Source organism: Nocardioides cavernaquae (genome assembly GCF_003600895.1).
In the GTDB taxonomy this organism is placed as follows: domain Bacteria; phylum Actinomycetota; class Actinomycetes; order Propionibacteriales; family Nocardioidaceae; genus Nocardioides; species Nocardioides cavernaquae.
The window spans coordinates 1,083,353-1,109,632 of record NZ_QYRP01000002.1; the positions used below are offsets into that span (position 1 = coordinate 1,083,353).

Below are 26,280 nucleotides of genomic sequence, written 5' to 3' on the forward strand. Positions count from 1 at the left end.
CGGGGCCCCTCTTGTGACGGAGTCCAACGCTCAGCCGATCTCAGCCGATCTCGGCCCATCCGGGTGCTCCCACGTGGCGGCTCGTGCCGGAGCCACGCCACCAGGGCGACGATGCGATCGCCGCCAGCCCGGCACCGGCGGTGTTGAGCAGCACGTCGTCGACGGACGAGACCCGGTCGAGCAGCAGGACGTACTGCAGGACCTCGATCACCGTCGAGCAGCCCGCAGCGAGCACGACGATCCGCGGGATCGATGCCCAGGTCGAGGACAGCACGGGGAGGCAGAATCCCAGCGCGGCCAGGATCAGGAGGTTCCCGACCACCTGGCCGGTGTCCATGGTCTCGAGGTCACGCAGCGGCACCATGCTCACGCTCCCCGTCACCTCTCCGGCCCGGCTGCCCGGCATCATCGTCAGCCAGACGAAGGGCACCGTTCCGTGGACGAGGCCGACCTGCGCCACCGACGTGCGCCAGGCATGCGGTCTCCTTCGCCACTGCCGCACCCCGGCGATGACGACCACCACGAGCGCGGCCAGCGGCAACGTGAACACGGTCAGCGCGGCGACCCCGGTGAAGGTGAAGAGCAGGTCGTGCCATCCCCGGATCACTGCTGCATCCGCGGGTCGCGCGAGGGATCGGCGTACGTCGCGGGGCAGCCGTCGGTGGCGGCGTACTCGCGAAGCTCGAAGTGCCACGGCTCGTTGTCGTAGACCTGGCACAGCCCGTGGCCGGCGCCGTGGACGGCGAGCCACCCGGCCCCCGCGCCACCGATGTCGACCGCGTCGCCTGACACATGAGGCGAGGTCTCGGGCGTGGCCACCCACCGCGCGGCCTCTTCCGCAGAGCCGCGCTCGGCAATCGCCTTCTCCAGCAGCCGCTCCTGATGCGCCGCCGAGCGCCAGCCGCTGTTGACCTCGAGCCGAAGGCCGTCGTCAGCCGCGGCGGTCGCGGCCCTTCGGAGGGCAGCCAGAAGGTCGGCGTCGAGGTTGGCCACTGCGGCGAACTGGTCGTCGAACACCGTCACGCCAGCAGGCACCGACCCCTCGGCGTACCGGTCGTTGCGGTTCTGCACGACGACGACGACGGCTCCGGTGACGGCGCTCGCGCGCGGTGCGCCGTCGAGCGGTGCGTCGTCGCCGGACGACCTCGAGGACGGGAAGGGTGGCTGCCAGGTCGCCAGTGCAGCGACGAGCAACGCTCCGAGGGCGGCGAGGGCGAGCAGGGACCCCGGGAACGTACGCCGGGCGGATGGGCTGGATGGGTCGTGACGGGTCATGCATCCAGTCAAGGAAGGTCGCTGTTGCGAGGGCGTATCCGATTTTCGATATGCCGGCGATATGCCGCGACTCGTAGCATCGGGATCACCATGCGCGTGCTGATCGTCGAGGACGAGCCCCTTCTGGCCGGAGCCATCCGCGACGGCCTCCGTCTGGAGGCGATCGCGAGCGATGTCGCGGGCGACGGCGACACCGCACTGGAGCTGCTGAGCGTCAACGGCTACGACATCGTCGTGCTCGACCGGGACATCCCCGGTCCCTCCGGCGACGAGGTGGCGCGGCGGATCGTCGGTTCCGGCAGCGGCATGCCGATCCTGATGCTGACCGCGGCCGACCGCCTCGACGACAAGGCCTCGGGCTTCGAACTCGGTGCCGACGACTACCTCACCAAGCCGTTCGAGCTGCGCGAGCTCGTGCTCCGGCTGCGGGCTCTCGACCGGCGGCGGCTGCACAACCGGCCCCCGGTGCGGGAGATCGCAGGGTTGCGGCTGGACCCATTCCGCCGCGAGGTCTACCGCGATGATCGCTACGTGGCCCTCACCCGCAAGCAGTTCGCCGTGCTCGAGGTGCTGGTCGGCGCCGAGGGTGGCGTGGTCAGCGCCGAGGAACTCCTGGAGCGGGCCTGGGACGAGAACGCCGACCCGTTCACCAACGCCGTGCGCATCACGGTGTCCTCCCTGCGCAAGCGACTGGGCGAGCCCGGGATCATCACCACCGTGGCCGGGGTCGGCTACCGCATCGAGACGTCGGTTGGCGGGGAGCCGAGCCGTGGCTAGCGAAACGGCCAGGAGGCCGGGACTCAGCGTCCGCCTGAAGCTCGCACTCAGCTACGCAGCACTGGTGATGGTCGCCGGGGTGATGCTGCTCGCTGTCGTGTGGGTCTTTCTGCTGCGCTACGTCCCGGACGCGGGATACATGCGGGTGCCCGGGCCCTCCCGTTCCGATCTGGAACGCGCCTTTGTCCCGAAGGCCGCGATGATGATGGGCCTCCTGCTGGTCTTCGGACTGGTGGGTGGCTGGATCCTTGCCGGTCGCATGCTTTCCCCCCTCGCGCGGATCACCTCCGCCACCCGTGTCGCTGCCACCGGGAAGCTCTCCCACCGGGTCGACCTCCCGGGTCGCCGCGACGAGTTCCGCGACCTCGCCGATGCCTTCGACGCCATGCTCGCCCAGCTCGAGGCGCACGTCGCCGAGCAGCAGCGCTTCGCGGCCAACGCCTCCCACGAGCTGCGCACTCCGCTGGCGATCACGCAGACCCTGCTCGAGGTCGCGCGCGAGGACCCGTCCCGTGACGCTGCCGCGCTCATCGAGCAGCTGCACTCGGTCAACACGCGCGCGATCGACCTCACCGAGGCACTGCTCCTGCTCAGCCGGGCGGATCAGGGCTCCTTCACCAGCGAGTACGTCGACCTGTCGCTCCTCGCCGAAGAGGCCACCGAGACACTCCTCCCGCTCGCCGAGAAGCGCGGGATCTCGATCTCCACGACCGGCTCGGTGGCACCGGCCTCCGGTTCACCCGCCCTGCTGCTGCAGATGGTGACGAACCTTGTCCACAACGCGATCGTCCACAACCTTGCGGACGGTGGCACCGTGACGGTGACGACGACCTCGGGTCCCCACGCCGTCGTACTGACCGTCGAGAACACCGGCCCGGACCTGAGCCCGGCGTTGGTGGCCACCCTCGTTGAGCCGTTCCAGCGCGGCACCGCACGCGTGCGCTCCGATCACGCGGGAATCGGCCTCGGCCTCGCCATCGTGAAGAGCATCGTGCAGGCACACGGCGGTCGGCTCCGTGTCGCTGCCCGGCCCGGCGGCGGGTTGCGCGTCGAAGTGGCCCTCGCCCTACCCTTGTCGCGTGGCTGACCTGACCGAACCCTGCCCCAACTGCGACACCCTGATGCGCTGGGAGACCTCCCATGAGCGCTGCGACGGCTGCGGCTACATCCGGCCGTGCTGCGAAGGCGCGCCCTGCAACTGACGCCTCGCTGCGCCAGAGTCGCCGCGAGGCCGTCAGTCAGCTGTTGAGATGCAGCGAAGAATGACAGGCTTCCCGCTGGAAACATGGACAGAACGTCGCTCCGCGGCAGCGGTTGTCAATCTTCGATTGCGGTTGAATCCTTCAGTTACTGGCGAAGGTGTCGGCCCGAGACCTTCGCGACCTTCCGCGGTCTGGGCGGACTCGACTGTTTGGCCCCGCTATCCGACTGCGAGCGATTCGTAGAACGCCAGGTGCTCTTCGGCCGCTCGTTGCCAGGTGTAGGAGCGCGCCAGCTCACGACCGGATTCGCGCGCGTCGTTGGCGGCGCAGTCGACGGCCTGCGCCAACTGGGTTGCAATTTCTCCCACGGTCGATGCGTAACGGATCTCATCCCCGAAGACCTCGCGAAGCACGGGGAGTTCCCGAGCAACAACGGGAACTCCTGCCGCGAGCGCTTCCATTGCTGCCAGGCCAAACCCTTCCTTGTTGGACACCATGGCGAGGGCGCTCGCTTCGGCAACGAGCGCGGGCAACTCGTCGTCGTCGAGTACGCCGACGATTTGAGGCTCGATGCCGAGCTCGAGTGCGCGTGCGTTGAAGGAGTCGCGGTAATCGCGGTAATCGAAGAGTGTTTCACCCCCGCCGAATGCGAGGTTCAGTCCCGGGTAGGCAGGGGCGATGCGAGCGAAGGCCTCGAGAAGGTCGATTGAGCCCTTGCGGGGTTCGATGCCACCGAGCGCGAGGACGTAGCGGCCCAAGGATCCTCGCCAGCCAGCACGCCCCACCGCGTCTGATGCGCCGGCTTCGAACCGTGCGGAGTCGACTCCGTTGGGGATGACCACGGGGTTCAGGCCCCAGCCCTTTGCGACCTCGTCCGCGACGGCTCTGGAGACGCAGATCCGTGCGGTGGGTGCTACGACAGCTCGTTCGTGGCAGGCAACGAGCTCGGGGGTCGTGAAGTTGTCGAGATGGTGGATGGTCCTGATGCACGGCAGCGCTGCATTCGCGGAGATGCAGTCCTGCGCGTGGACGATGTCGTACCGGTCGCGCTCAAGCGAGAACGCATCCCTGAGGGCCTGGATCGAGCGGGCGATTCGTGTGCCGACGTCTTCGCCTTCCTTGTCAGGGAATTCGACTGCTTTGATCGTGACGGCTGGATCCACCTTCCTGAAGAAGGTGGTATCGCCGCCCCTGGCCAGGGTCCAGACATGGACCTCTTGTCCGAGGTCGGCGAGTGCCTCGGCAAGGGCCAATGTGTGAACGACGCCGCCCCGAGGTTTGGTGGAATACGTGAGGAGGGCGATCTTCAAAGTCAAAGCTCCTAGTAGGCGGAGGGCTTCCGCTCGGCGAGGTGGTGCAGGATCCGTCGGGCCCGCGCGATCTCAACGTCCGGGTCCACTTCAACGATCGCCAGACCGCCCTTCGATCCGGTCCGCGCCAGGATGTCGCCGCCCGGACCGACGATCTTTGCCTGACCGAGGAATCTGAGCGCGCCCATCACGCCGGTCTGATTCGACGAGACCCAGACGACCTGGTTCTCGGCTGCGCGTGCACAGTCGTAGAGATCGAACAGTCGCGACTGGCGATCAGCCGGAAGCCTCGACGCTCGGTCGGTGACTGAGGCGGGCCATGCGGAGAGGCAGGCGAGAATTGAGGCGCCCTCCAGGGCGAGGCTGCGTGCGGCTTCAGGGAAGGTCTTGTCGTAGTCGATCAGCATTCCCATCCGGCCCACTGGGGTGTCGAACGCCTCGAACGTGGCGCCTGCGTCGTACACGAGCGATTCACCCGCAGGCTGATGGACCTTGCGGTGGACGCCGAGAACGCCGTCGCCGGTCACGCAGGCGGCCGAGTTGAAACTGCGCCCCTCGTGTTCCTCGGCGAAGCCAAAGCAGACGACCATGTCGCCTGCGATGGCGCTCATTCGTTGGATTTCCGGGGAGTCCAGGGACAGGGCGGGCGGCACGGCGTCAGGGTCGGGGGTTCGCAAGTCCGAGATGTATCCGCCGAGCGTCGCGTCCGGCAGGACGAGCAGTCCGACATTGGACGCGCGGGCGTCAGTGACGATGCCTTCGACCTTGGCCAAGGCGCGTGGGAGGTCACGACCGAAATGGGCGGCAGCGGCGCCGATCCGAAGGAGTGCCATGGCGGATGAATCTAACGTGCGTCCGCGTGCGTGCCCGCCTCAACGCGTGAGCCGACAATTTTCTCGACAACGTGGCCCGCGTCGCGCGCGATGCCGTGGAAGCGGCCCGAGCCCCACGTGTGAAGCCAGGGGAGGCCAAGGAAGTACAGGCCCGGCAGCTTCGTTTGGCCGCGTTCGTGAGCGGGGTGACCGCCGCCGTCGAAGACCGCAGTCTTGACCCAGCGGTAGTCAGCCCGGTAGCCGATCGCCCAGATGATGGAGGTGACTCCAGCCTCTGCGAGGTCGAGTTCGACCGGATCCGCGTCCAGCGCCCAGACCGGCGAGTAGTGAGCGCCAGGGGGCGCCTCGATGTCCTCCCGCTCGATGTAGCGGTCGATGTCGCGGCAGATGGAGTTGTACACCGCGTCGGCGCTGTCCAACGCCTCGGTTGCGGTGGGGAGGAACTCCAGACGGGTTCCCGCACCGTTGGCGAGCAGTCCGTAGAGCGACATTCCCTCGAGAGCGAACTGGCGCAGGTCGATGTCGCGCCCGCCGTCGCGGCCAGTCACGTAGTGATTGGTCTTTTCGCGAGCTGCGACGCCACCGGGGTACTTCTGTACCGGGGTGTCGTAGAGACCCATTTCGGCGAGCCAGGTCATCACGTCCTTGCCGCGGTAGGACCGTGCCACGCGAGGTGCGTCGCCGAGAGCGAGGTGAACGGTGCGGCCGGCGAGGTGAAGGTCTTCGGCGATCTGCGCGCCGGACTGGCCGGAACCCACGACGAGGACGGCCCCGTCTGGCAGCTGGTCAGCTTTCTTGTAGTGCGCCGACTCGAGCTGCTGGATGCTGCGGTCGATGCCTGCGGCCCAGGTTGGAACGATGGGCATGTGGTAGCCGCCGGTGGCAACGACGACGTTGTCCGCGTGCCAGGTTGATGAGCCATCCGGTCCAGTGACCGCGAGCTCGAATCCGCCGTCAACACCTTCTGTCAGGGAGTTGACCCGGGTGTGCTCCTTGACCGGCGGCCCGAACGACGGGGCGTAGCCGGAAAGCCACTCCACAACCTCATCGCGGGTCATGAACCCATCGGGGTCGGGACCGTCGTACGGGTAGCCGGGCAGTCGACAGTGCCAGTTCGGTGTCACGAGGGTGAAGTTGTCCCACCGGGTATCGGCCCATTCATGTCCGAGTGTCTTGGCCTCGAAGACGATGTGGTCGACGCCTGACTGAGTGAGGTGCCAGCTGGTCGAGAGGCCCGCTTGGCCGCCGCCGACGATGGCAACAGTGACGTGGTCGGTGGTCATGGTCAGCGCTCCTGAGAGGGAAGGTCGGGTGTCATGTTGAGGACCTCGACCAGTTGGTCGTCGGTGAAGGTAGCCGCTCGGGACTTGATGCGCGTCGAGGTATCGGCGGCGCTGCTGCAGAAGTAGCCGAACCTGGCCTGAACGCGTTCGCTCGCGAGCGTCAGGGCCTCGGTACTGCGAGCTACAAAGTCCTGCACCGTGTAGGCCGAGCCCGTGTTGAGGTAGTCATGCATGACCAGTGATGGCGAATACAGGTCGTCGACCTGACCTCCGGGCCACCGGACAGTGACTGTCATTTCAGGCATGGACGTTGCCCTTCATCGAGTAGAGGTCGGGACGGCGGTCGCCCAGGTGGAACATCGCCCGGCGTGCGGTGGCGAGCGTCTCGTCCACATCGAGCTGCGCGACGGCCATGCCAGCGCCGGTGCCTGTGGTGGCCAGAACGTCGCCACCGGGACCGACCACCTTGGCGTTGGCGACGAAGCGAAGGCGTCCGAAGGTCCCTTCCTGGTTGGACGCCAGCCAGACGACCTGGTTCTCCAGCGCCCGTGCCTGATCGAAGAGGTTGAAGCGCTGGGTCCATCGGTCGTCAGCCAACGAACCTGCCGTGGCTGTCCGTGCGGCCGGCCATGCGGAAATGCAGGTCACGATGTCGGCGCCATCCAGGACCACCGAACGCGCTGCCTCGGGGAATGCCTTGTCGTAGCAGATCAGCGCACCCACGCGGCCCGCCGGCGTATCGAATGCCTTGAGGTCCGACCCCGCCTCGTAGAAGAGGTTCTCGCCGAGTGGTTGGTGAACTTTTCGGTAGACGCCATGCGTGCCGTCGCCGCTGAGGATCGCCGCACTGTTGTAACGGTGACCGCCATCCTCTTCGCAGAAGCCGACCACGACGGTCATTTCGCCAGCCATCTCAGCGACCTTGCGCATGACCGGGCCGTCGATGTCGATGATCGGGGGGAGCGAATCGGGCTCGGCAGCGTGGGCACCGTCGCGTCCCGCACCTAGAACGGACAGGTAGCCGCCCAGGGAAGCCTCGGGGAAAGCGAGAAGGCCTACGCCCTGCTGGCGCGCGTCGTAGATGTACGCGCCGATAGCGGAAAGGCATGCATCGAGGTCCCGGCCGAAGTTCGCGGACACAGCGGCCACAGCGGTCATGAGGGGCTCCTTTCGAAGGCGTGACCAAGTCCGGTCACGGAGGACTGAACGGCGTCGGTGACCCGGCCGTCGGGCCAGCGGAGGCCGACGCCGGTACCGGCAAGTGCGATACCGCATACGTTGCTGGTGACGAAGTGGGGCAGCTCGGCGGCACTCGGCTGGATCTCTGCGGTGACCATTGCAAACCCGGGGAAGCAGGTTGCCCAGTCGCCCATCGATTCGGTGTGCGGGCGTGGGACGGCGCTCATCTCGAGCTCGACCCTGCAACCGCTGGCTTCCGCGAGCATCCCGGTCGTTCCGACAAGGCCAGCCATGGAAACGTCCTTGGCGGCGGTCGGTGCGAGAGCTGGCACGATCCTGCCGAGCGCGCGCAATTCCTCGCCGGTACGCCGCGATGAGGTGTCCCATTGGCCGCCCGTGTAGCCGGGGCGCCAGGAGCCGTCCAGATCGGCGGTGACGCGGATGCGCTGGCCGGGCGCGGCGCCGCCACCGGGGACCGGGTTTGTTGCGTGTCCGAGCGCCGTGACGGAGAGGGCGCCCGGCACCCCGACCTGGGTGTGTCCGCCGAGCACGGGAACGTCCCATGCGCGGGATGCCTCGGCGATACCGCGAACGATGCGCCGGACGAAGGAGGCATCGCGTCCCGCGACCGCGTCAAGGAGGCCGACAGGTGTGGCGCCCATGGCGAACAGGTCGTTGACGTTGACGAGCACTGAACACCACCCGGCCCATTCCGGATCGCGTTCCACCATGGAGGGCAGGATGGCGTCGCATGCGGCCACCAGGCTGGAGCCAGGGACCGGAACGCCGTCGTCACCGGTCCAACGGTCGCGAGGTAGAAGGTCGCCGACTATGCCTTCAAGGATTGCCTTCGTCCGGTTCACGGCGTTCTGGATCCGTGCGATCGGCCATTCGAACTCGATGTGCGGCCGGCCGCGGAGCATCTGGCGACCGACCGGTATCCAGCCAAGACCGGTGAAAATGCGCTCGTTGGCCTCCTGGACCACAGCGTCGAAGCGGAGGGCGCCTTCTTCTTCGGCCGCCGCGCACGCGGCACGGATCAGTGCGACGCCGACGCCGTGCGTGCCCCGCGCTCCGCGCATGACAGCCAACCGGCTTCCGCGCCACCAGCCGAGGTCCGGATCTGTCATCGGATGAATCCGCACGCCGCCAAGGACGGTGCCGTCCGGGGTGCGAGCGACGAGCACGATCGTGCGGAGGTCCTCGTCATGGTGGTCACGGTCGGAGCCCGAGAACAGCGCCTGCTCACGAATGAAGACGTCCTCGCGCAGACGGAGATAGGCGCCGCGCTCGGCCGCGTCGGCGCGGACGACCAGGAACTGATGATCGTGCGTTGGTCCGGGGAGAGTTCCCGCCAGGATCACGTCGGTCAGTGAGGTGATCATGCGGATACCTCGCAGGCGGGCGTGGTGGCCGCGCCGAGTGCAGAGCACGCTCCGCAGGAGGCGCAACCGGCGGCCTGGTCGGCTCCGGCCATTCCCGCCGTCCTGAGCGCAGCGGCAACGCGGCTGGTCACTTCGTAGCTATGCGCGAACGATGGGGCGGGAACATTGTCGACGTCCTTGGCGAGGGTTCCATCCAGTGGGCGGTAGGGGACCACAAACGGGTAGACGCCCATCGCGATGAGCTCTTCGCAACCTGCGACCAACTCGTCGACGTCCTCGCCCAGACCGATCAGGATGTAGGTCGAGACTTGGTTCCAACCGAAGATGCGGACGGCCTCTCGCCATGCGGCTCGGTACTCCGTCATGGGGACCGACCCCTTGCCCGGCATCCACTTGGTCCGTACGTCATCGTCGAGCGATTCGATGTGGATGCCGATCGAGCGGGCGCCGGCGTCGTAAAGCTCCTGAAGGGAGGCGAGGTCGCCGGGGGGTTCGATCTGGACCTGGATGGGGAGGTCCGGCACGGCCTCGCGGACTGCGGCGACGCAGCGAGCCAGGTGGGTTGCGCCCCGGTCTCGGCCGCGCGATGTTCCGGTGGTCATCACCATCTGTTCGACGCCATCGAGGGCCACGGCGGCTGCGGCGACCTCGGCGAGCATGGCGGGGGTCTTCACGGCGATCGTGGAGCCCGACTCGAGCGACTTCTCGATGGCGCAGAACCGGCATCTCTCGGCCTCGTCGTACCGGCTGCAGGTCTGGACGACCGTCGTTGCTAGCACGTTGGCGGAGTGGAGCCGCGCGATCTTGTCGTATGCGATGCCGTCCGAGGTCGCGAGGTCGTAGAACTTCGGTCGCTCGATCGCCTCGAGGCCGACCCCGGTATCAGCGCCGTCGAGAAGGAGTTTTCCGCCGCGAACGGTGTAGGGACTTCGTGGGTTAAGTGGGATGGCCGCGCCGATGCCGTCGAGGAGGACATGGCCGTCGTCGCTCGGGCCGGCCCCCGCCTTGCGAGTGACAGGGGTGTCGAGCAGACGGATGCCCTGGATCGCGACATCCACGCGGGTTGAGCGCAGGTTCTCGATGGTCATCGGCGCGGCCTCCAACTCAGAGGTTGTAGGTGGAGTTGATGATGGCGCCCTTGCGGGCGTAGTGGATGAGGGCGTCCTGAACGTCGAGCGGGTGCGTCGGGATGACGCCCTCGATCAGGTCTTCCTCACGCAGGCCGTGCAGCGACAGGCCGAAGCGGCAGCAGTAGACGGTGCCGCCCTCCTTGATGAAGGTCTCGATCGAGCCGTTCATGTTCAGCTCGCCGGGGAAGGCAGCGTCGCCGACGGTCGGAAAGCCGCGGGTCTGCATACAGGCGAGGGTGCCCGGGCCGTAGAAGTAGATGGCCGAGTCGAAGCCCTTGCGAAGCGCGCGCGTAGCCTGCAGGACGGCGACGAACGAGACGGAGGACTCGTGTGGGATGCCGTGGACGAGGGTGAAGTAGGTTTCGCCGTCTTCGGCCTGGAAGTCGGGGAAGACCTTGGTGGAGCCGTAGAGGTTCGTCCCGGCCGCCTGGCTCGGGTGGGGAACCTCGGCGAGGGACTTCGCCATGTTCTCCTGGATCAGGGCGTCGATGTCGCTGGTGGTCATGTTTTCTCCTGTGGATGTCGGTGCGGGGTCAAGGACGGGATCGGGGAGGAAGGCCGCCTTCATGCGGCTCCAGAAGGGGCTGTTCACGGGATCGTGTGGCCGCTGCCCAGCAGAGCGGCGGGCAGAAGGAACGTGTAGAGCGACGTCGCGACGAGCACGACGCCCAGCACCTGGCCGCGGAGCTTGCCGTAGACCACTGCGGCGACGGCGAGGAAGGAGACGACCCAGAACGCGAGGATCGACTTGAACATCCAGCCGCCGTCGAAGAACGGAAGCCAGGCCAACGGAACGATCGCAACAGCGATCGCGAGGTTCGCAACGGGGCGGAGATCGAGACCCTTGACGAGGCTGACGCCGAGGGCCACGAAGAAGAGCCCGTAGAAGGTCACGAGGCCGGCGAGCCGTACGCCGACATCGCTGCCGTCTGTGGCGAAAAGCTTCTGGATGATCCACAGAGCGTTGATGAGGTCGACGAGGCCGGCTACGAGTGTGACCCAGCCGACCGTGATGAGCGGATCCTTGCCGCCGGGCTGCGGCTTGGAGCCGAGGCCGAGGAAGGCCAGGCCGTTCAGCCAGACGGCGAGGCCGCTGACGACGAAAACGACGGTAATGGGGGGCATGCGGAGTCCTTTCGATTCGATCCGATACCGCGGCGGTGTTACCGTCGAAGTGATCGGATTCCCGCCCTCAGGGACTGCAATCCCTTTGGGCATCATTGGGTGTTTCGATCGCTCAGGTGGCGTCGTCTTCTTTGACGGCGCCACCTTCCTTCTCCCCGCCGGAGCGGGCCCTCAGCCGTAGAGCGCTGAGAAGTTTTCGTCGAACACCGCGCGCCCGAGCTCGCCGTCGCCAGCCGCAGCCCGGAGGCGGTGGTACTCCCCAGCGAAGTCCCCCCACGGCAGGTCGGACGCGAACAGGACACGGTCGTGTCCGATGCCCCTTCGCTCGATCTCTTGGGCAAGCCAGATCGGCGCAAAACCGATGGCCCAGCTGGTGTCGGTGTAGACCTTGAGCCCCTGCTCGATCCAGTCGAAGAATCGGCCGCCGATGAACTTCATGTGGCCGCTCATCCCACCGCCGAGGTGGACTAGGTGCACGCGGCTCCTATCGCCGTATCGCTCGACGAGAGTCCCGACCTGATCGATGTCCGAGGCTGCGCCGGGGCTGGTGTGCACGTGTACGGTGAGGTCCAGTTCGGCGGCGGTCGCGAAGATCTTGTCGAGCTGCTCGAGGCTGTCGTCATCAGTCGGATGGCCGCCGAGAAGGAAGCTCGTCTTGAGGGCAACGACACCCTCTTCGACTGCAAGAGCGAGTGCCGCATCGTTGCGATCGCTGTCGCTCCCTTTGGGCGATACCCACAACCCGCAACGGATGCGGTCGTCTGACTGAGCAGCTTCAAGGACCAGGTTGTTGAATCCGAAAGCCACATCCGGATCCGGAACCCCGTAGTTCGGGAGTACAAGGGCCCGTTCGACGCCTTCCTTGTCGAGGTCCGCGATGAGCTCGTCAATGGTCGTGCGCGCCGTGACGTCGGGGCTGATCGCCGGCCCGCCGTAGAACGGGAACGCGGGCAAACGGCCGAGGTGACGGTGTGCGTCGTTGATGCTCGTCATGAGAAGAGCCTGCGGGCGATGTGTTTCGGGTTGGTTACGGCCGGAATACGGTGGCGAACCCAGCTCGTAAGGTTTCTGTTACTGGCCTGGGTCTTCTGTGATCCGTTGGAAATCGCCACTAGTAAAGGTCGCGGCCGCCGTCCTTGCCGGCACCCATGGCCTGGACCCTGGCCCAAGCCCGCCGCTCGGTCCGGGCAGGTCGAGGCAGGTCGGCCATGGCCCCGTCAGGCCATCGGCGGCGGCCGACGAATGGTTGAGGAGCCGCTTTATCTGATTCAGATAAAGCGGCCTAAAGCTAGTAAGAGTCAGGCACGCCCGGACCGAGGACGACGTGGCCGGGTTGCGGCCAAGCCGGCAGGTGAGGCCTCACCGCCGCAGCCGTCAAAGTCGATCGAATGCGTAAACATTGACACCGACATGCTCGGTGTCAATCTTCGCTGCATCTCAACAACAGCCTTGCTCAGTGGGCCATGTCGACGAAGCGTGAGTAGTGACCCTGGAACGCCACGGTGATGTCGCGGGTGGGGCCGTTGCGGTGCTTGGCGACGATGATGTCGGCCTCGCCCGGACGGGTCGACTCACGCTCGTAGACGTCGTCGCGGTGCAGCAGGACGACCATGTCGGCGTCCTGTTCGAGCGAGCCGGACTCACGCAGGTCGGAGACGGCGGGGCGCTTGTCGGCACGCTGCTCGGGACCACGGTTGAGCTGGGACAGCGCGATGATCGGGATCTCGAGCTCCTTGGCGAGGAGCTTGATGTTGCGGGAGAACTCCGAGACCTCGAGCTGACGGGACTCGACCTTCTTGCCGGAGCTCATCAGCTGCATGTAGTCGATCACGATGAGCTTGAGGTCGTGGTTCTGCTTGAGGCGCCGGGCCTTGGCCCGGATCTCCATCATCGTCATGTTGGGCGAGTCGTCGATGAAGAACGGAGCACTCGAGATCTCGCCCATCTTGCGCGCGATCTTGGCCCAGTCGTCGTCGGTCATCTGGCCGGTGCGGATGTGGTTGAGCGGCACCTTGGCCTCGGCGCTCAGGAGACGCATGGTGATCTCCGAGCGGTTCATCTCGAGGCTGAAGAAGCAGCTGGTCAGGTTGTTGTGGATCGACGCCGCCCGGCAGAAGTCAAGAGCAAGTGTCGAGTTGTGCGTCGGGATCATCGACTCGCCAGCGAGATACATGTGGTCGTCGTTGTCGACCTGCACGCAGCGCACGGGAACGCTCTGGATCTCGCGCACCTCGGTGACGTAGCGCCGGCCGATGCGCCGCGTTGTGGCGGGCCGCTCCTCGATGTGAGCACGGTGCTTCCGCCCGAGACGGAAGACGTCATCGGTCGTCGAGAAGTTGAGGATGTAGCAGGTCGAGGTCTCCTCCGAGCGCCCCTTGACCCGGCGTGACGTGCGACCACACTTGTAACCCAGGCTCACGATCAGCTCGTAGACATCATCGGCTAGGCGCTTGCTGGTGACCGCGAACTGGCAGGAACCGACGCCCTTCACGAGCGTGCCGTCGGTGTCCATCAGTCCGGCCAGTAGCTCGCGTCGCAGAGGCTCGGCGGCGCGCAAGTAGCTGGCAGGGATGTGCTTCTCACCCAGGACACCTGCCTGGCGCAGGAGCCCCGTGAAGGTGCCGTGCGTTGTCCGGCAGTCCTGCGTGTAGGCGCCGCCACAAACGGGGCACATGCGACCGCTCGCGGTCTCGATCGGACCGGCAGAGCGGATCGAGTAGAGCATGCCGCCGCGGGCAGTGACCTCGTAGCCGCAGTCACGGATCAACGACGGGATCTCGTCGGTCTCACACGTGATGCGCGGGCCGGCGCTGTGCCCGTCTCCCAGCCAGGCACCCAGGACGTAGGGAGCGACCGGGAGCTTGTCCCACGATCCCTCGATCGCACTGGCGTTGAGCACTGCGTGGTTGGCGCGCTGTTCCTTGCCGACCCTGAGTGTCGCAGCCATATCGGCCGTCGTGGTGGTCTCCGCAAAGGTTGTCTGATTGCGGGTGCGGTTGTAGTGAGTCCGCGCAGCCCACTCGGACTTACGAGCCGCCCGCGTCTCCGTCATCCACTGGTGCTCAGCATCGGCAACGATCACGGAGCCATCCGAGAAGTGCACCTCGTAGCACGGGCGCTCCTCCATGACATCGGTCGCCGCAACCACTCGCGTCGGGCGCCCGGTGGCGTCGTACAGCAGGTCGCCGACCTGCACCTCGCCCATCGTGGTCCAGCCCGAGGGCGTCGGCAGCGGGGTGTCGAGGGCGAGCGCCTTGCCCATCGCGGGTCGCGCCGCGACGATGATCATCTGACCGCTGTGGAAACCGTTGGTCAGCTCGTCGAACTCGACGAACCCGGTGGGCACGCCGTAGACCCCGGCCTCACGGTTGCCGATCGCCTCGATCTCGTCGAGCACGCCTTCCATGACGTCGGACAGCGGGACGTAGTCCTCCTTGGACCGGCCCTCGGCCAGGCCGTAGACCTCGGCCTGCGCCTGGTCGACCAGGCCCGCGATCTCGCCCTCGCCCGCATAGCCGAGCTGCACGATCTTGGTGCCGGCGGTGACCATCCGCCGCAGGATGGCCTTCTCCTTGACGATCTCGGCGTAGTAGCCCGCGTTGGCCGCGATCGGCACATTGGCCGAAAGGGTGTGGAGATAGGGAGCGCCACCGGTGCGCTGCAGCTCGCCCTTGCGCTGGAGCTCGTTGGCGACGGTGATCGGGTCCGCCGGCTCGCCGCGACCGAACAGGTCGATGATCGTGTCGTAGATGACCTCGTGCACGGGGCGGTAGAAGTCGATGCCGCGCAGCACCTCGGAGACGTCGGCGATGGCGTCCTTGGAGAGCAGCATCGACCCGAGGACGCTCTGCTCGGCCGCGTTGTCCTGCGGCGGCGTGCGGTCGCCGGCGCTGCGGGGCTGCTCCCCCGGGGAGTACGCCGAGGGGCCGTCGCCCCAGGAGTCGGAGTCGGGCGGCTCCGGGGGCCCGGAAGACAGGGCCCCGCTGAAGTTGGTCATCGTCATGGCGGCGCCCCGTCCTCGTCGTACACAGCGTCGGTCGCTGCCTCTCACGCTAGGGACGACCACTGACATTGCGTCCCGCAGGCCCTGCGCCGATCACGCGAAGGTAGGCCCCAAAGCCCCGCCGCGCCAAGAACTTGACGCCGAGTTATCCACAGGGGGTGTGGACAACTTGCGCATTCGGTGGACGACACGCATGCAACATGTGCACAGACTGCGGAAAAGGGTGTGGACAGAGGTTCCGGAAATCTCCACTTCCCGTGCCTGACCTGCAGGAACGTGTTTCCACACCTGTGGATGAAAAGAATCTTCAGACCACTGGTCCGGTACTGAACGCCAGCCCAGGCGCCATGTTGTTTTGTCGACACGGCCTTCCTACCGCTCGGTATGCACAACTTCTCCACCGGTGACCTCAGGCATCCCCCACCGCACCACGGGATAGCGTTCGCCCGTGTCCGGCAGACCCTCCCGCAACCTGCGCATCCCCGCACTCGACCGCGAGATCCTGCGCCTCACGGGCCCGGCCTTCCTCGCGCTCGTCGCCGAGCCGCTCTTCCTGCTGGCCGATGCGGCGATCGTCGGCCACCTCGGCACACCGCAGCTCGCCGCCCTCGGCGTCGCGGGAGCGGTGCTCACCACGATCGTCGGGCTGTGCGTCTTCCTCGCCTACGGGACCACCGCGCAGGTGGCTCGCCGGATCGGCGCCGGCGACACATCGGGCGCCATCGCCCAGGGCATCGACGGCATCTGGCTCGCGGTCGCCATCGGCGTGCCGACCACCCTTGCCGGCATGGTGGCCACGCCGTGGCTGGTGCGGGTCTTCGGCGCCAGCGATGCGGTCGCAGAGCTCGCCGCGACGTACCTCCGCATCGCGGTCGTCGGCACGACCCCGCTCCTGGTCCTGCTGGCCGCGACCGGAGTGCTGCGTGGCCTCCAGGACACGCGCACTCCCCTGGCCGCCGCGGTGATCGGCAACGTCCTCAACGTGGTCCTCAACCTCGCGCTGGTCTATGGCATCGGTCCGGTCCCCGCACTCGGGCTGCGCGGCTCGGCTCTCGGGTCACTGCTCGCACAGCTCGCGACCGCCGGCATCCTCGTCGCCGTCGTGATCCGCGCCGCGCGCCGCCACGACGCGCGGCTCCGCCCCGACTTCCCGGGGATCCGGGCAGCCGCGCACGCGGGTGTCTCGCTCGTCGTGCGCACCCTGACGCTTCGGGCTGCGCTCCTCCTCACCCTGTACGCCGCGGCCGGGCTCGGCGGCGACGCCAAGCTGGCCACCCATCAGCTGGCCCTGACGATCTGGACGTTCCTGGCCTACTCCCTCGACGCGATCGCCATCGCCGCGCAGGCGATCACCGGCCGCGCACTCGGCGCCGGCGACATCGAGGGGACGCGTCGGGCCACCCGGCGCATGACGCAGTGGGGCCTCGCCTCAGGCGTGGTGTGCGGGCTGCTCCTCGCGGCGGCGTCACCCTGGCTGGCACCGCTGTTCAGCTCCGATCCGGCGGTGCACGAGCTGCTGGTCCCGGTCCTCCTGATCGCCGCACTCGGCCAGCCCCTCGCCGGGATCGTCTTCGTGCTCGACGGCGTGCTGATCGGCGCCGGCGACGGGCGCTACCTCGCCGCCTCGGGCGTCGTCGTACTCCTGGTCTACGTGCCGCTCGCGCTGCTTGCCGCCACCAGCGGATCGCTGGTCTGGCTCTGGGTGGTCTTCAGCTTCGGCTTCATGCTCGCGCGCGGCGCCGTGCTCCTGCATCGGGCCAGGGGCACGCGCTGGATGGTGACCGGCACTACTGTGTCCGCGTGACCGACGCTGTGCGCCCGCCGCGCGAACTCAAGCCCCTGCGCATGATCGGGCTCGGCCTGCTCTTCTCGCTCACGGTCGTCCGCGACGACTGGGACGTGCTGCCCGACTGGTTCGGCTGGCTGCTGATCCTGATCGCCTCGGTGGTGCTGACCCGGGGGATGGCGGGACGCGGCCCCCTGCTGATCTCGGCGACAGCAGCCGTGGTGGGGTCGGCGGTGCTGTGGCCCCCGAAGTGGGCCGCCGCGGTCCACGACGAGGACGTGGCGCTCGAGTGGGCGCTGCGCATCCCCGGCCTGATCTGGATGGTCCTGTTCTGCCTGCTCGCAGCGCACCTCTCCCGCCGGGAGCCGCAGGCGTCGGTCTGGTGGAAGTACCTCGCCTACATGCACATCACCGTTGGCGTCATGTCCGTGCTCGTCTACGGCGGCAAGCTCGACTCGATCGAGGCCACGATGATCCTGTTCCAGGTCTTCGGCCTGCTCGCCGCGATCGTCCTGGCCTTCTGGCACTCCAACCGGGACTGGGCGGTCGTCCCCGCGCGCACCTGAGGTCGCGGCCTCCGCACCAGCAAATGCAGCGGACCCCGGCCCACCCACGAGGGGCGAACCGGGGTCCGGCGTGAAGCGTGGTGCTTGTGTCAGCTGGCGATGACGTTGAGGGCGACCGTGGCCGACACCTCGTCGTGCAGCTTGACCGACACCTGGTGGGCGCCGAGCGACTTGATCGGGTTGCCGACAACGATCGTGCGCTTGTCGACGGCCTCGCCAGCGGCGGTGCCGAGGGCACCGGCGATGTCGGAGACCGTGATGGCGCCGAACAGGCGGCCACCGTCACCGGCGCGAACCTGGAGGGCAACCGGAGCAGCCTCGAGCTTCGCCTTGATCTGGGCCGCGTGGTCCAGGTCGCGCACCGAGCGAGCGGTGCGAGCAGCCTTGATGGACTCGACGGTCTTCTCGCCGCCACGGGTCCAGCGGATCGCGTCGCCGCGCGGGATCAGGTAGTTACGGCCGTAGCCGTCCTTGACCTCGACAACGTCGCCAGCGGAGCCGAGGCCCGCCACTTCCTGGGTCAGAATGATCTTCATCAGTGCAGCTCCCCTCAGCGACCGGTGGACGTGTAGGGCAGCAGAGCAACCTCACGAGCGTTCTTGACGGCAATCGCGACGTCGCGCTGGTGCTGGACGCAGTTGCCGGTCACGCGACGCGCGCGGATCTTGCCACGGTCGGAGATGAACTTGCGGAGGAGCGTGGTGTCCTTGAAGTCGACACCGGACGCCTTCTCCTTGCAGAACTGGCAAACCTTCTTCTTCGGCTTGCGGATAACTGCCTTGGCCATTGTGGTGCTTCCTTTCTAGAAGCCCGGCTGATGAGAGCCGGAATGGTTGGCGGGTAAGGGACGTATTCAGTTGGTGCAGCCGGCGCGAACGAACGCGACCGGCTTGCCCAGATCAAAAGACCTGTAGATCAGAGCGATCAGAACGGGGGCTCGTCGCCACCGACACCCGGGGCTGCCCACGGGTCGTTCTGAGCGGGCGCGGACGGGGCGTTCCAGCCGCCGCCCTGACCACCCTGGGCCGGCGCCGCGGGCGTGGCCCACGGGTCCGACTCGGGAGCGCCACCTGCAGGAGCTCCGGAGGGACCGCCGCCGAAGCCGCCGCCACCACCGCCGCTGTTGCCACCCGAGCGGGTGGTGCGGGAGACCTTGGCGGTCGCGTACTTCAGCGAAGGACCGACCTCCTCGACCTCGATCTCGAAGACCGTGCGCTTCTCACCCTCGCGGGTTTCGTAGGTGCGGGCCTTCAGGCGACCCTGAACGACGACACGCATGCCGCGCTGCAGGGACTCGGCGACGTTCTCCGCAGCCTGCCGCCAGACCGAGCAGGAGAGGAAGAGGGCGTCGCCGTCCTTCCACTCGTTGCTGTTCTTGTCGAAGGTGCGGGGGGTGGATGCGATCCGGAAGTTGGCCACTGCCGCGCCCGAGGGCGTGAAGCGGAGCTCCGGGTCGTCAACCAGGTTGCCGACTACCGTGATGACGGTCTCGCCTGCCATGTCAGGTCTCCTCTGATCCTAAAAAGATTTCCGTGTCGGGCCATCGTGTCTGGCTCCACCGACAAGCGGTAGGAGCCGTCCACAGATCAGGCGTCGGCGCGGAGGACCTTCGTCCGGAGAATGGACTCGTTGAGGGTCAGCTGACGGTCGAACTCCTTGACCGTGGCCGGGGTGGCCGTCAGCTTCAGGATGGCGTAGATGCCTTCGGCGTTCTTCTTGACCTCGTAGGCAAGACGACGACGGCCCCACACGTCCACGTTGTCGACGGTGCCACCGTCGTTGCGGATGACGTTGAGGTACTTGTCGAGCGACGGCTCGATGGTCCGCTCTTCGAGGCTCGGGTCAAGGATGACCACAACTTCGTATGCGCGCATTAGCGCCACCTCCTCTGGACTTCGCGGCCACGGTCTCTCCGTGGCAGGAGGGCAATGCGTTGTCCACCCGGTTGCGCCCGGCGGGAGCAGAGCCGAGAGGACATGGCAGGTTATCAGCGGCGCGGCGCCGCCACGAAATCGTCGTCCCCGTGCCCGGGAAGAAGTCGTATGCCGTGTGGCCGCTCGTCGCACGCTCGTCGACAGGACGTCGGTGTTCGTTCCTAGACTCGACCCCATGATCACCGTAGGAGCGCACGTCGACCAGACCGATCCGATCGCCGAGGCGCAGGCGCGCGGCACGACGCTGGTGCAGTTCTTCCTCGGCGACCCGCAGAGCTACAAGGGCCCGGTCATCGCCTACGCCGGTGGCGCCGAAGGGCTGCGCGCCGACGCTGAGGCCACCGGCATCGACCTCTACGTCCACGCGCCGTACCTGATCAACGTCGCGACCACGAACAACCGGCTCCGCATCCCCAGCCGCAAGCTGCTCCAGTCGCACATGGACGCCGCCGCCTCGATCGGCGCCAAGGGCCTCATCGTCCACGGCGGGCACCTCAAGGACGACGAGGACCCGCAGATCGGTTTCACCAACTGGCGCAAGGCGATCGAGGCAACGGACATCAAGATCCCGCTGCTGATCGAGAACACGGCCGGCGGCGACAACGCGATGACGCGTTACCTCGAGCGGATCGCCGGGGTGTGGGACGCGATCGAGGGCACCGAGCAGTCGGACATGGTCGGCTTCTGCCTCGACACCTGCCACGCGCACGCGGGCGGCAACCCGCTCGAGACGATCGTCGACGACGTCCGCGCCATCACCGGTCGCATCGACCTGGTCCATGCCAACGACAGCCGCGACACCTTCGACTCCGGCGCCGACCGCCACGCCAACCTCGGCGCCGGCGAGATCGATCCCGACCTCCTGACAGCCGTGATCCGCGACGCGGGCGCACCGGCGATCCTGGAGACGCCGGGTGGCGCCCCCGAGCACACTGCCGACGCGGGCTGGCTGCGCGAGCGGCTGGAGCACGCATGAGCCTGACCCTGTACGTCGACGGCACGAGGCTGCGCGACCATGTCGGCGCCGTCGCGGGCCGGACCCCCGGCTTCGTGCCCGTCGCGAAGGGCAACGGCTACGGCCTGACCAACCGGCGACTGGCCCTCGAGGCGCAGAACCTCCGCGCCGACACCCTGGCGCTCGGCACCTACGACGAGATCGAGCACGTCGCGCGGCTCTTCACCGGCGACCTGCTGGTGCTGACCCCATTCCGCCCGTTCGGGACCGCCGCGACGTTCACACCGGACCGCCGCCTGATCCACACGGTGACCCGGGTCGAGGACATCCCTCCGCTGCTGCAGATCGACCCGCACGCCCGGTTCGTGCTGGAGCGCATGACCTCGCTGCGCACGCACGGCCTCTCCGCCCGCGACATGCGTGCGATGGTGCATGCCCTCGCCAAGCACACCGGCCCCGACAGCACCGAGGGCCCGGTGCTCGAAGGCATCGCGTTCGACTTCCCCGCGACCGAGGGCGGTCACCTCACCGAGCTGCACCGGCTGATGACCGACGTCGTCAGCTCCGGTCTGCCCACGCGCACGATCTGGGTCGGCCACCTCACCGAGCCCGAGCTGATCGCAGCCCGCTCCATCTATCCCGACGTCGTCATCCGCCCCCGCCTCGGCGCGGAGCTCTGGCTCGGCGACCCCACCGCTCTGCGGGTGCGCGCGCACGTGCTCGACCTGCACCGGCTCGAACGCGGGTCGACCTTCGGCTACCGGGGCCGCGCGGTCCCGCGCCGTGGCCATCTGCTCGTCGTCTCGGGCGGTGCCGCCCATGGCATCGGGCTCGAGGCACCGGCCGGCGACCTCAGCCTCCGTTCACGGGCCACGACGCTCGCGCGCGGAAGCCTCGATGCCGCGGGCCTCGTTCGCTCGCCGTACGTCGTCGACGGCAAGCCGCGCTACTTCGCCGAGCCCCCGCACGCACAGGCGTCGCTGCTCTATCTCCCCGACGAGGCGGAGCTGCCGGCGATCGGGGACGAGGTCGAGGTGCGCGCACGGCTGACCACGATGACCTTCGACCAGACGGTCGTCAGCTGATCTCGCGCACCGGATCCGCCGCCGGGCGCAGCACGTCCCGGATCACGATCGCCATCAGGAACATCTCGCCGAGCACGCGCACGACGATGGCCACCCAGTAGAAGACGGACTGGTTGCCGCCCCCCGGGGCGAGCTGTCCGTCGAGGTACCACCAGACGCTCGCGAAGTAGAAGAGCTCGCACGCCTGCCAGATCAGCTGGTCGCGCCAGCGAGGTCGGGCCAGGACCGCCAGCGGCAGCAGCCAGAGGACGTACTGCGGCGAGTAGACCTTGTTGACCAGCAGGAAGCCGGCGACCACGAGGAAGCCGAGCTGGGCAAGGCGCGGGTTCATCGGAGCGCGCAGGCCGATGGCCAGGACGACCAGGCACCACACGCCGAACGCGGCCAGCGACACGTTGTTGATCAGCTCGGCCGTGACCGGGACGCCCGCCTGGGAAATCACCATCCAGAGACTGCCGAGATCCGCGCCGCGGTCGTCGTTGAACGCCCAGAAGTGCTTCCACTCGGCCCAGCCGGTCGCCATCGCAGGAAGGTTCAGCAGCAGCCAGGCCGCTGCCGTCGCGGCGCACGCCTTCGCCGCGTCGCCCCAGGCCCGACGGCGCAGGCAGATGACGAGTACGCCGCCGAGCAGGAAGAGCGGATAGAGCTTGGTGGCGGCGCCGAGCCCGATGAGCACGCCGGTGAGCACGGGCCGGTTGCGCGACCAGGCCAGCAGCGCACCGGCCACCAGCCCGACCGCGAGCAGATCCCAGTTGACCAGCGCGTTGACCACCAGGACCGGTGATGCCGCGAACAGCGCCGCGTCGTACGGGCGCGTGCGGTGGACGCGCACGAGCGCCCACGCGGCGAAGAGAGTGGCAAGGAACATCAGCAGCGTCGTGGCCACCACGAAACCGCGCATCTCGCGGCGTACCTCGGGGTCCTCGAGCAGCCTCCCTGCGTCGACCGAGGCCAGCGGCTCGACCGACCCGCCTCCGGTCAGCCAGTGCACGACGTGCGCGGTGCCCCACGCGGCGTACGCGATCCCGACGGGGTACTCCATGACCTCGTACTTGGCGCGGACCTCCGCATCGTCCTCGTAGGGCCAGAGCAGCTCGGCGAACCCCCGACCCGTGTAGAGGTAGGGCACGTCGGAGTAGCACATCTTCACGTAGCGCTCGTGCCCGTCGCCCCAGTCGTCGGCCCAGCAGGGCTGCTTCTGCAGCATGCCGAGCGCGAAGGCGAGCGTGACCAGCACGAGTACGACGCGGCCCGGAGTCCACCAGCGCGCAGGACGCGCATGCGCGCCGATGGGTCCCCCGATGCCCTCGCTGACCGCGGTCAGGACCGGGTCATCGAGGGTCGGGGCGACGTGTCGCTCCTGCACTGCGGTGCGTCAGTCCCTGGTGGCGTACAGGCGCGGCGCGACTCGACCGTCGCCGTTGCCGCCGCCGTTGCCCGGTCCGCCCGGATCGGTCGGTTCTGGGCATGTGCCCGGCGGAATGTCGACGCAGGGCGATGTCGTCGTCGTTGCCGTCGCTGTGTCGGTCGGCTTCCCGGTGTGCTTGGTCTCCGTCGGCGTCGCACTCGGCGTGGCCGACGAAGTCGCACTGGCGGTGGCCGTCGGCGTCTTGGTCGGCTTCGGTGCCACACAGTCGTCCTCGGAGGGCTTCTGGTCGCCCTTGCAGGTCGGCGTCTTGGTGGGCTTCGGGGCGTGGCCCGACTCCGGCGCCTCACCGTCGACGTACGCCGGCGGCGGGAACGACTCGACCGGCTCACCCTCGAGGGCAGATCGCATCAACGTGGCCCAGGTCCGGGCGGGATAACAGCCACCGAACTCACAGGAGAGATACCCGTCGAGGGCCTCGGGGCGACCATCAGCGCCGCTGCGCACGTACATCACAGCGGTGGAGAGCTGCGGGGTGTAGCCGACGAACCAGGCAGCGGAGGTGAAGTCCTTGCCTCCGGTCCTCGAGTCCGCCGTCGCGGTGCCGGTCTTGCCGGCGGCGGGGCGACCGAGCGCCGCTGCAGCCGTGCCGGTGCCCGACTTCACCACCTGCTGCAGGGCGTAGGTGACGTCCGCGGCGATGTCTTCGCTGATGGCCTCGCGGGTCTTCACGCGGTGCTTGTAGAGCACCTCTCCATCGCGGCCCACGACCTTGTCGATCACGAAGAGCTTGGCGGCCTGGCCGCCGTTGGCGAAGCTCCCGTAGGCGTTGGCCATGTTGACCGGAGCAACGGTCGCCGAACCGAGCGCGACACTGTAGACCGGCTCGAGACCAGGCGACTTGTAGAGGTTGTCGACGCCGCCCTTGCCGTTCTCGGGAACGCCGAGGCGGTTGGCCGTCTCGATGATCGTCTCGGGGCCGTTCGGGATCGACATGGTCAGGTCGGCATATGCCGAGTTGATCGACTGCTCGGTCGCCTTGATCAGGTTGACCGGGCCGTGGTCGATGCCGGTCTCCTCGTTGACGGCGAAGGCGCCGGTCCCCTGACCGTTGTAGTAGTACGGCGAGTCGCCGTCGAAGGTGTCCTTCAACGAGTAGCCCGCCTCGATGCCAGCAGCCAGTGCGTAGGCCTTGAACGTCGAGCCGACCTGTCCGCCGGCCAGTGCCCAGTTGATCTGTGAATCCAGGTAGTCCTGGCCGCCGTAGAAGCCGCGCAGGGCGCCGGTGCCGGGCTCGACGGAGGCCGAACCGATGTGCAGCTCCTTGAGGCCGTCGGGCCTGATCTCCTTGACCGCGTCCTCGTTGGCCTTCATGACCTTGCGGCTCAGCGTCGTGTAGACCTTCAGGCCGCCGCCGTCGATCTCGCTCTCGCTCGCGACGCCGAGCCGGAGCAGCTCCTTCTTCACCAGGGCGAGCGCGTGTCCACGCTGGCCACCGAGCGACGGCGTGGCGCGACCCTTGTGGAACTTCGGCAGCTCGGAGCCGGCCTCGCTGGCCTCGGCCCGGGTGATCTTGCCCATCTCGACCATGCCGGCCAGGACGCGCTGCATGCGGTTCAGCATCGCGTCGGCGTTGTCCTCACCGTTGGCGGGGTCGAACTGCGTCGGGTTGTTGATCACCGAGGCGAGCGCGACGCTCTGGCGCAGGTTGAGGTCCTTGGCCGGCACGCCGAACCAGGTCTGCGCCGCGGCCTCGATGCCGTAGGCACCGCGACCGAAGTAGATGGTGTTGAGGTAGCCCTCGAGGATCTGGTCCTTGGACTGCTGCTTGCTCAGCTTGCGGGCGACGATCGCCTCCTTGACCTTGCGCTTGTAGGAGCGCTCCGAGGTCAGGTAGAGGATCTTGACGTACTGCTGGGTGATCGTGGAGGCACCCTGCTGGGACCCGCCGCCCTTCGCGTTGGAGAGGGCCGCGCGGATGATGCCCTTGATGTCGATGCCGGGGTTGGTCCAGAAGGTCCGGTCCTCGGCCGCGACGACGCCGTCCTTCACGAACTGCGGCATGTCGGCGTAGTCGATGCGGTCGCGCTTCTGCATCGCGAACTGACCGATCTCGGTCTTCTTGTCCGCGTAGTAGACGTGCGTCGTCTGGGTCTGGAACTCCTTGTTGGGGTTCGGGATGTCGATCGCCTTGTAGAGGATCACGACAGCAAGAGCGCCGAGGAGCGCTCCCACGACGCCGAGGGTGACGAAGAGGAGCAGGACGCGTCGCAGCCAGGATCGCTTGGCTGCGGGACGCTTGCGGGCAGGGCCCGAGGCCCGACGCTTGTTTGCCACTGAGAGGTTCTCCACGAGTCTGCCCGGCGCCTCGCGGCCTGCCGGTGTTCCGGATCTGCATGGGGTCGTGCGCTGGCTAGGGTACGCGGCCGTCGACGCGCCATTGGTTCATCTGCAATTCACCATTCAGCGATATATCGGTACGATAGGTCTGTGGCAAAGCGTGGAGAGACGATCGAGCTGGCAGTCCTGGGGCTGCTGCACGAGTCCCCCCTGCACGGATACGAGCTTCGCAAGCGGCTCAATCTGATGCTGGGCTGGGGTCGTCTCCTCTCTTACGGCTCGCTCTACCCGGCATTGAAGAAGATGCTGCGGTCGGGGTGGATCGAGGAGCACACGGTTGCGTCCACGAGCCCGGCCAGCCGGCGCCCGCGGATCGTCTACCAGCTCACCGAAGCCGGCGATCGTGAGTTCGTCCGGCTGATGTCCGAGGTCGGCCCGGCCGCCTGGGACGACGACACCTTCGACATCCGCTTCGCATTCTTCGGTCGCACCGACATGGAGATCCGGCTGCGGGTCCTCGAAGGTCGGCGCACCCGTCTCCAGGAGCGGCTCGAGCGGGTCCAGGGCCAGCTCGCGCTGACCCAGAAGGAGATGGACCGGTACGCCGCGGAGCTGCAGCGCCACGGTGTCGAGTCAGTGGAGCGTGAGGTCCGCTGGCTCTCGGAGCTGATCAACGCGGAGCGCGCTGGCGCTCCGGTGGTTCAGCCCCCGCAGCCCGAACAGACCTGATCAGAACAACCAGAACA

At 67.6% G+C, this 26,280-nt stretch carries 27 protein-coding genes; 8 read left to right on the top strand and 19 right to left on the bottom strand.

All coding sequences use genetic code 11. The features are described from left to right. Positions 1 to 40 precede the first annotated feature (40 nt). Positions 41 to 607, bottom strand: a complete 567-nt coding sequence (locus tag D4739_RS05345; protein WP_120059603.1) for a VanZ family protein — start codon at positions 605 to 607, stop codon at positions 41 to 43. Beyond that, a complete protein-coding gene (locus D4739_RS05350; RefSeq protein WP_120059604.1) occupies positions 604 to 1,275 on the bottom strand; it encodes a D-alanyl-D-alanine carboxypeptidase family protein in 672 nt (223 codons plus the stop codon). Before D4739_RS05350 ends, D4739_RS05345 begins: the two co-directional genes overlap by 4 nt. A 90-nt stretch (positions 1,276 to 1,365) precedes the next feature. Between D4739_RS05350 and D4739_RS05355 the strand changes: the two genes are divergently transcribed. Genes D4739_RS05355 through D4739_RS17315 form a run of 3 tightly spaced genes read left to right on the top strand, consistent with a single transcriptional unit; the run spans position 1,366 to position 3,254 of the window. Continuing rightward, the gene (locus D4739_RS05355; RefSeq protein ID WP_120059605.1) at positions 1,366 to 2,052 is read left to right on the top strand and encodes a response regulator transcription factor; all 687 of its coding nucleotides are present in this window, start codon (positions 1,366 to 1,368) and stop codon (positions 2,050 to 2,052) included. Beyond that, entirely contained in the window at positions 2,045 to 3,139 is a 1,095-nt protein-coding gene (locus D4739_RS05360) for a sensor histidine kinase (RefSeq protein ID WP_274380468.1), read from the top strand. The genes D4739_RS05355 and D4739_RS05360 overlap by 8 nt, the downstream gene beginning before the upstream one ends. Next, the gene (locus D4739_RS17315; RefSeq protein ID WP_274380469.1) at positions 3,132 to 3,254 is read left to right on the top strand and encodes a hypothetical protein; all 123 of its coding nucleotides are present in this window, start codon (positions 3,132 to 3,134) and stop codon (positions 3,252 to 3,254) included. Before D4739_RS05360 ends, D4739_RS17315 begins: the two co-directional genes overlap by 8 nt. A gap of 218 nt (positions 3,255 to 3,472) precedes the next feature. Here D4739_RS17315 and D4739_RS05365 read toward each other — a convergent pair whose 3' ends face one another. The 11 genes from D4739_RS05365 to dnaB all read right to left on the bottom strand — a co-directional run bounded on the left by D4739_RS05365 (position 3,473) and on the right by dnaB (position 15,571). Next, positions 3,473 to 4,564 carry an MSMEG_0565 family glycosyltransferase gene (locus tag D4739_RS05365; RefSeq protein ID WP_120059607.1) on the bottom strand — a complete coding sequence of 364 codons (1,092 nt, stop codon included), beginning with the start codon at positions 4,562 to 4,564 and terminating at the stop codon, positions 3,473 to 3,475. 11 nt (positions 4,565 to 4,575) lie between these two features. After that, on the bottom strand, positions 4,576 to 5,397 hold the full coding sequence (locus D4739_RS05370) for a carbon-nitrogen hydrolase family protein (RefSeq protein ID WP_120059608.1): 822 nt from the start codon (positions 5,395 to 5,397) through the stop codon (positions 4,576 to 4,578). Between the two features lie 11 nt (positions 5,398 to 5,408). Further along, positions 5,409 to 6,680 (bottom strand): MSMEG_0569 family flavin-dependent oxidoreductase, encoded by a 1,272-nt coding sequence (locus tag D4739_RS05375; RefSeq protein ID WP_120059609.1) that lies wholly within the window; start codon positions 6,678 to 6,680, stop codon positions 5,409 to 5,411. A gap of 2 nt (positions 6,681 to 6,682) precedes the next feature. Continuing rightward, positions 6,683 to 6,985: an MSMEG_0570 family nitrogen starvation response protein gene (locus D4739_RS05380; RefSeq protein WP_120059610.1), complete on the bottom strand. Its 303-nt coding sequence runs from the start codon at positions 6,983 to 6,985 to the stop codon at positions 6,683 to 6,685. Further along, on the bottom strand, positions 6,978 to 7,838 hold the full coding sequence (locus D4739_RS05385; RefSeq protein ID WP_120059611.1) for a carbon-nitrogen hydrolase family protein: 861 nt from the start codon (positions 7,836 to 7,838) through the stop codon (positions 6,978 to 6,980). Before D4739_RS05385 ends, D4739_RS05380 begins: the two co-directional genes overlap by 8 nt. Then, positions 7,835 to 9,244, bottom strand: coding sequence for an MSMEG_0567/sll0787 family protein (locus D4739_RS05390; RefSeq protein ID WP_120059612.1), 1,410 nt, complete (start codon positions 9,242 to 9,244; stop codon positions 7,835 to 7,837). Before D4739_RS05390 ends, D4739_RS05385 begins: the two co-directional genes overlap by 4 nt. Next, on the bottom strand, positions 9,241 to 10,332 hold the full coding sequence (locus D4739_RS05395) for an MSMEG_0568 family radical SAM protein (protein WP_120061743.1): 1,092 nt from the start codon (positions 10,330 to 10,332) through the stop codon (positions 9,241 to 9,243). Before D4739_RS05395 ends, D4739_RS05390 begins: the two co-directional genes overlap by 4 nt. Before the next feature lie 16 nt (positions 10,333 to 10,348). Beyond that, the gene (locus tag D4739_RS05400; RefSeq protein WP_182920319.1) at positions 10,349 to 10,879 is read right to left on the bottom strand and encodes an MSMEG_0572/Sll0783 family nitrogen starvation response protein; all 531 of its coding nucleotides are present in this window, start codon (positions 10,877 to 10,879) and stop codon (positions 10,349 to 10,351) included. 83 nt (positions 10,880 to 10,962) lie between these two features. Then, entirely contained in the window at positions 10,963 to 11,499 is a 537-nt protein-coding gene (locus tag D4739_RS05405) for an AmiS/UreI family transporter (RefSeq protein WP_120059613.1), read from the bottom strand. 171 nt (positions 11,500 to 11,670) lie between these two features. Then, entirely contained in the window at positions 11,671 to 12,492 is an 822-nt protein-coding gene (locus D4739_RS05410) for an amidohydrolase family protein (protein WP_120059614.1), read from the bottom strand. A 460-nt stretch (positions 12,493 to 12,952) separates the two neighbouring features. Continuing rightward, on the bottom strand, positions 12,953 to 15,571 hold the full coding sequence (gene dnaB / locus D4739_RS05415; RefSeq protein WP_338016259.1) for a replicative DNA helicase: 2,619 nt from the start codon (positions 15,569 to 15,571) through the stop codon (positions 12,953 to 12,955). Between the two features lie 379 nt (positions 15,572 to 15,950). Between dnaB and D4739_RS05420 the strand changes: the two genes are divergently transcribed. Then, positions 15,951 to 17,306, top strand: coding sequence for an MATE family efflux transporter (locus D4739_RS05420; RefSeq protein WP_238473533.1), 1,356 nt, complete (start codon positions 15,951 to 15,953; stop codon positions 17,304 to 17,306). Beyond that, a complete protein-coding gene (locus D4739_RS05425; RefSeq protein ID WP_120059615.1) occupies positions 17,303 to 17,854 on the top strand; it encodes a hypothetical protein in 552 nt (183 codons plus the stop codon). Before D4739_RS05420 ends, D4739_RS05425 begins: the two co-directional genes overlap by 4 nt. Before the next feature lie 89 nt (positions 17,855 to 17,943). Here the strand turns inward: D4739_RS05425 and rplI are convergent, their stop codons facing one another. From rplI to rpsF, 4 genes are all read right to left on the bottom strand, one after another. Further along, positions 17,944 to 18,390, bottom strand: coding sequence for a 50S ribosomal protein L9 (rplI, locus tag D4739_RS05430; protein WP_120059616.1), 447 nt, complete (start codon positions 18,388 to 18,390; stop codon positions 17,944 to 17,946). 14 nt (positions 18,391 to 18,404) lie between these two features. Further along, positions 18,405 to 18,641, bottom strand: coding sequence for a 30S ribosomal protein S18 (gene rpsR / locus D4739_RS05435; protein WP_120059617.1), 237 nt, complete (start codon positions 18,639 to 18,641; stop codon positions 18,405 to 18,407). Between the two features lie 137 nt (positions 18,642 to 18,778). After that, positions 18,779 to 19,354 (bottom strand): single-stranded DNA-binding protein, encoded by a 576-nt coding sequence (locus D4739_RS05440; protein WP_120059618.1) that lies wholly within the window; start codon positions 19,352 to 19,354, stop codon positions 18,779 to 18,781. A gap of 86 nt (positions 19,355 to 19,440) precedes the next feature. Next, a complete protein-coding gene (rpsF, locus tag D4739_RS05445) occupies positions 19,441 to 19,728 on the bottom strand; it encodes a 30S ribosomal protein S6 (protein WP_120059619.1) in 288 nt (95 codons plus the stop codon). Between the two features lie 235 nt (positions 19,729 to 19,963). On the opposite strand from rpsF, the gene D4739_RS05450 reads away from it, so the two are divergent. After that, entirely contained in the window at positions 19,964 to 20,764 is an 801-nt protein-coding gene (locus D4739_RS05450; RefSeq protein ID WP_120059620.1) for a deoxyribonuclease IV, read from the top strand. After that, positions 20,761 to 21,828 (top strand): alanine racemase, encoded by a 1,068-nt coding sequence (locus D4739_RS05455; protein WP_120059621.1) that lies wholly within the window; start codon positions 20,761 to 20,763, stop codon positions 21,826 to 21,828. The genes D4739_RS05450 and D4739_RS05455 overlap by 4 nt, the downstream gene beginning before the upstream one ends. Here the strand turns inward: D4739_RS05455 and D4739_RS05460 are convergent. Together D4739_RS05460 and D4739_RS05465 are read right to left on the bottom strand one after the other, a co-directional pair. Further along, positions 21,821 to 23,194 carry a glycosyltransferase family 87 protein gene (locus D4739_RS05460; protein WP_120059622.1) on the bottom strand — a complete coding sequence of 458 codons (1,374 nt, stop codon included), beginning with the start codon at positions 23,192 to 23,194 and terminating at the stop codon, positions 21,821 to 21,823. The genes D4739_RS05455 and D4739_RS05460 overlap by 8 nt on opposite strands. A 9-nt stretch (positions 23,195 to 23,203) precedes the next feature. Then, positions 23,204 to 25,531, bottom strand: coding sequence for a transglycosylase domain-containing protein (locus D4739_RS05465; protein ID WP_147384817.1), 2,328 nt, complete (start codon positions 25,529 to 25,531; stop codon positions 23,204 to 23,206). 153 nt (positions 25,532 to 25,684) lie between these two features. On the opposite strand from D4739_RS05465, the gene D4739_RS05470 reads away from it, so the two are divergent. Further along, complete coding sequence (locus tag D4739_RS05470; protein WP_120059624.1) at positions 25,685 to 26,263, top strand: PadR family transcriptional regulator; 579 nt, start codon at positions 25,685 to 25,687, stop codon at positions 26,261 to 26,263. Positions 26,264 to 26,280: the final 17 nt, after the last annotated feature.